At 76.3% G+C, this 4,271-nt stretch carries 3 protein-coding genes; all 3 read left to right on the top strand.

From position 1 onward, the window contains the following. The first annotated feature begins 52 nt into the window (after nt 1-52). From FGF04_RS38210 to FGF04_RS38200, 3 genes are read left to right on the top strand one after another with little or no spacing between them, the layout of a single operon-like run. Entirely contained in the window at nt 53-1,111 is a 1,059-nt protein-coding gene (locus tag FGF04_RS38210; RefSeq protein ID WP_149515986.1) for a UbiA family prenyltransferase, read from the top strand. After that, nucleotides 1,108-2,472, top strand: coding sequence for an NAD(P)/FAD-dependent oxidoreductase (locus tag FGF04_RS38205; protein WP_149515985.1), 1,365 nt, complete (start codon nt 1,108-1,110; stop codon nt 2,470-2,472). The genes FGF04_RS38210 and FGF04_RS38205 overlap by 4 nt, the downstream gene beginning before the upstream one ends. Then, a complete protein-coding gene (locus tag FGF04_RS38200) occupies nt 2,469-4,073 on the top strand; it encodes a class I adenylate-forming enzyme family protein (protein WP_235882725.1) in 1,605 nt (534 codons plus the stop codon). Before FGF04_RS38205 ends, FGF04_RS38200 begins: the two co-directional genes overlap by 4 nt. Nucleotides 4,074-4,271: the final 198 nt, after the last annotated feature.

Genomic DNA, 4,271 nt, shown 5'->3' with positions numbered 1-4,271 from the left:
GTCCCGTACTGCCCGCGGCCGTCTCCCACCGGCCCGAGGAAAGGCAGCACCCATGACCGACCACTCCCACCCCGTCCCCGCGGCACTCCCCTCGCTCGGCCGCGTCCGGCCCGAGTCCAAGGTCCGCAGCTACGCCCGGCTGGGCAAGCTCGACGTGTACGACTACTACCTGAGCATGGCGGTGGTGGTCGCCGTGGTGGCACCGCCCGCCGTACAGGCCCTGCGCGCGGGGCAGTTGACGTCCGCGGGACAGTTGGCGCCCGTCGCCCTGACGCTGGCGCTGTTCCTGCTCGGCGAGGTCTTCGTCGTCATGGCCATGGTCGCCCTGGACGACGTGACCGGCTTCCGCGACGGCAGCGACGCCCGCAACTACGGCCCGGACCACCCCCGCCGCAAACGGCTGCGCAAACCGCTCGTCGCGGGCACCCTCACCCCCCGCGAGGCGCTCGGCTTCGCCGGTGTCACCGCGGCGGCCGGCGCCGCGCTGTGGGGCGCGGCCGCGGCGCTCGCCCCGCACCGCCCGCTGTGGACGCTGGTGCTGACCGGGGTGGTGTTCGCCGTCGCGCTGCAGTACTCCTACGGTCTGCAGATCAGCTACCGCGGGTTCCAGGAGGTGTTCCTGGCCGGGCTCGGCGCCGCCCTGGTGATCGCGCCGTACGGTCTGGTCACCGGCTCCTTCAGCGGGTTCGTCCTGGTGCAGGGCGTGCTGTTCGGGTTCGGCCCGCTGCTGTTCGGGGTCTACTCCAACACCAACGACGTCGACGGGGACCGCGAGGCCGGCCGGCTGACGGTGGCCGCCGTGACCACCCCGCGGGGCAACGCCGTGTTCGTCGGGGTGCTGTCGGCCGCGGAGTGCGCGACCGCGGTGTTCGCCTCCGCGACCGGGCTCGCCCCGTGGTGGTTCGTGCTGTGGATGGCACCGGTGACCGTGCTGCGCGTACGGCAGTACCTCATCGGCTTCCCGCCGGGCGGCGCCGAGGGCGACATCATGCAGGCCCGCAGGCGCGGCTTCGTGGTGCACCGGGTCGCCACCGTCCTGCTGATCGGCGCGAACCTGCTGGCCGCCGCCCTGCACTGGGCCCCGAACTCCGCGTCGGGAGGCGGCACATGACACCGGAGCTGGACGTCGCCGTGGTCGGGGCCGGCGTCGCCGGGCTGACCGCCGCGCACGAACTGCGCCGCGCCGGACTGGCGGTGCGGGTCTACGAGGAGCAACCGCACGCCGGCGGACGCATGCACAGCTTCCGCCACGACGGCTACACCGTCGACACCGGCGCGGAGCAGATCTCGTCGCGGGGCTACCGCGCCACCTGGGAGCTGCTGGCCCGGCTCGGTGTGCCGCCCGAGGAGGTGCCGCGCATCGGCGCCTGCGTCGCGGTCCGCCGCGGCGACCGCAACCMCCCCGGCGCCGCGGACCGCCGCGCGCCGCTGACCGGCGCCGGCCTGTCCCCCCGGGCCCGCGTCGACCTGGCCAGGCTGCTGCTCTGGAGCTCCCGCCGCCGCGGCGCCTTCGACGACGACCACCCCGAGCACACGCCCCTGGGCGCGGCCACGGTGGCGGAGTTGGCCGGCCACTACCACCGGGACCTGCACGACTACCTCCTCCAGCCGCTGTGCGGCAGCTTCTTCGGCTGGGACACCGAGCGCTCCGCCGCCGCCCCGCTGGTCGCCCTGCTGCTGGCGGTGGGGCCCCCGGCCGACTGGCGCACCTACCGCGACGGGATGGACCTGCTGGCCCGCCGCCTGGCCGACGGACTCGACGTGGTCACCGGCCGCGCGGTCCGCCGGGTCACCGACGGCCTCGGCACCGTACGACTGCACCTGGACGACGGGGTGGTCACCGCCCGCGCCGCGGTGCTGGCCGTGCCCGCCCCCGTCGCCGCCCGGCTGCACACCGACCCGGACCCGGACGCGGCCGCCTACCTCGCGGCCTCCACCTTCACCCCCGCCCTGAAGGTCAGCTGCCTGCTCGACCGGCCGCTCGCCCCGGTCTGCGACCGCCCGTCGTACCTGCTGCTCACCCCGCGGGCCGAGGACCCGGTGCTGTCCTGCGTCGTCGTGGACCACGTCAAGAACCCGCGGCGGGCCCCGGCCGGCAAGGGCCTGCTGACCCTGATGGCCGACGCCCGCACCCTCCCCGACCTGCTGCGCGCGCCGCACTCCGAGGTCGTCGACCGGCTCACCGCGGCGGCCCGGCGGTACGTGCCCGGACTGGACGCGGCCACCCGGCAGTCCTTCGTGCACGCCCACCCGCACGGCCTGCCCGAGGCGACCCCGCGGGCCCTGGGACTGCGGGCCCGGTTCATGGCCCGCGGCCCGCGCCCGGTGGAGTACGCCGGCGACTGGGTGATGCTGCGGCCCTCCAGCGAGGGGGCGGTGCGCTCCGGCGCCCTCGCCGCCTCCCGCGTCCTGGCCCGGCTGCCCGCGCGCACCGGCCGCCCCGCACCGCGGAGTCAGGAGACGGCATCGTGAAACCCCATGACATGGGCGTCCTGTTCGACCGGTGCGCCGACCGCGGCACCGCCACCCGCGTCCACCTGGACCGCCCCTTCGATCTCGCGCCCGAGCGGGGAACCGACTACACCGTGCCGCAACTCGCCGTGCTGGTACGGGATCTGGCAGGCCGGCTGACCGCCGCGGGAGCCGGCCGCGGCGACCGGGTGGCGATCGTCAAGGACAACCACTGGGACTACGACCTGCTGGCCTGCGCCGCCGTACGGATCGGCGCGGTGCCCGCCCAGCTGTCCGCGCACCTGGCGCCGCACGTCCTGGCGGTCCTGCTGGACCGGCTGCGGCCCGCGCTGCTGGTGACCACCACCGCCCTGCTGGAGCACTGCCGCCGCGCGGGACACGACCCGGGCGCGCTCGCCCGCACGGTCATGACCCTGGACGGCCCGGCGCCCGGCGCCCTCGGCCCGGACGACGTGCGCGGTCACGACGCGCCCGCGCCGCGGTCCCGGCACGACGACGACCCCCTCGTCGTCCACCACACGTCGGGCACCACCGGCGTGCCCAAACTGGTGGTGCACTCCACCCGCACCATCATCGGCAAACTGGCCCGCTTCGAGACCGTGCGCTACCCCCGGATCGGGCTGCGCCGCGACGACGTCCTCGCCAACGCCAGCGCCTTCGCGCACGGCAGGACCTTCTGCTGGACCGCCAGTGTGCTGTGCCTGGCCCCGCGCGCGCTGACCATCCTCAGCAGGGCGGACCCGGACACCGCCGACCCGCTGCTGCGCGCCCGCCCGCCGACCGTGGTCGAGGCGCTGCCCGTCGCGTACGTACGGCTGCGGCCGCTGACCCGGCGGCTGGACCACGCCTTCCGCGACGTACGCCTGTTCATCAGCACCTACGACGCCGTGCACCCTCCCGTCCTGCGCGCCTACCTGGAGGCCAGCGGGCACCGCGCACCGCTGTGGATGCAGGGCTGGGGGCAGACCGAGACCGGTCCGCTGACCTTCCGCTTCCACACCCGCCGCTCGACCCGCCGCGCCGCCCGCCCGTCGGGCGACCGGGCCGGTGCGCGCAACCTGGGCCGGCCCGTCCCCGTCAGGACACGGCTGCGGGTGGTCGACCCCGACACCCTGCGGCCCGTCCCGCGCGGCCGCCCCGGTCTCCTGCTGGCCCGTACCCCGGCCTGCGCCCTCACCTATCCGGGCGAGGCCGACCGGTGGGCGGCCAAGCACGTCGGACGCTGGTGGAGCACCGGCGACTTCGGGATCCGCCACCGCGACGGCACGGTGGAACTCCTGGACCGCGAGGTGGACCGCACCCCGCAGCTGAGCTGCCTGCGCACCGAGGACCTGCTGGAGGACCGGCTGCCGCAGGCCCTGGAGGTCGTCGTCCTCGCCGTTCCCGGGCAGCCGCCGCTGCCCGTGGTCGTCACCGAGGACGGTGCCCTGGAGGTGGAGGCGTGGCGGCGGGCGGTGGCCGGTCTGCCGCCCCTGCAGCCGCCGACGGTGCTCACCTGGGACCTGCTGCCGCGCACCGGCACCGGGAAGGTGCGCCGCGGCGCGCTCCTGCACCGGCTGACCGGCCGCACCGAGACCGGCGGATCCGGCCGGTGGACCTGACCGGGCGCACCCGCCCGGACCGGACGCGGGGCACGGCCGCACGGTCCCGGCCTTGGTCGCGGTCCCGGTCGCCAACGCCACCGCCAGTCACCGGCCGCCGTCCCCGGCCTCCGCGACCGGCCTCATGACCGGCCGTCCCACGACCGGCCACCGGGGCCCCGCACCACGTCCGCCGCCAAACCCTGCGCCCCCTTGTCC

It is taken from the genome of Streptomyces apricus (genome assembly GCF_008369065.1).
Lineage (GTDB): Bacteria > Actinomycetota > Actinomycetes > Streptomycetales > Streptomycetaceae > Streptomyces > Streptomyces apricus.
This window is presented reverse-complemented; position numbering and strand designations above follow the sequence as displayed.

Bases quoted from the DNA above. Each gene is read 5' to 3' on its own strand.
- FGF04_RS38210 (WP_149515986.1), top strand. From the start codon at position 53: ATGACCGACCACTCCCACCCCGTCCCCGCGGCACTCCCCTCGCTCGGC.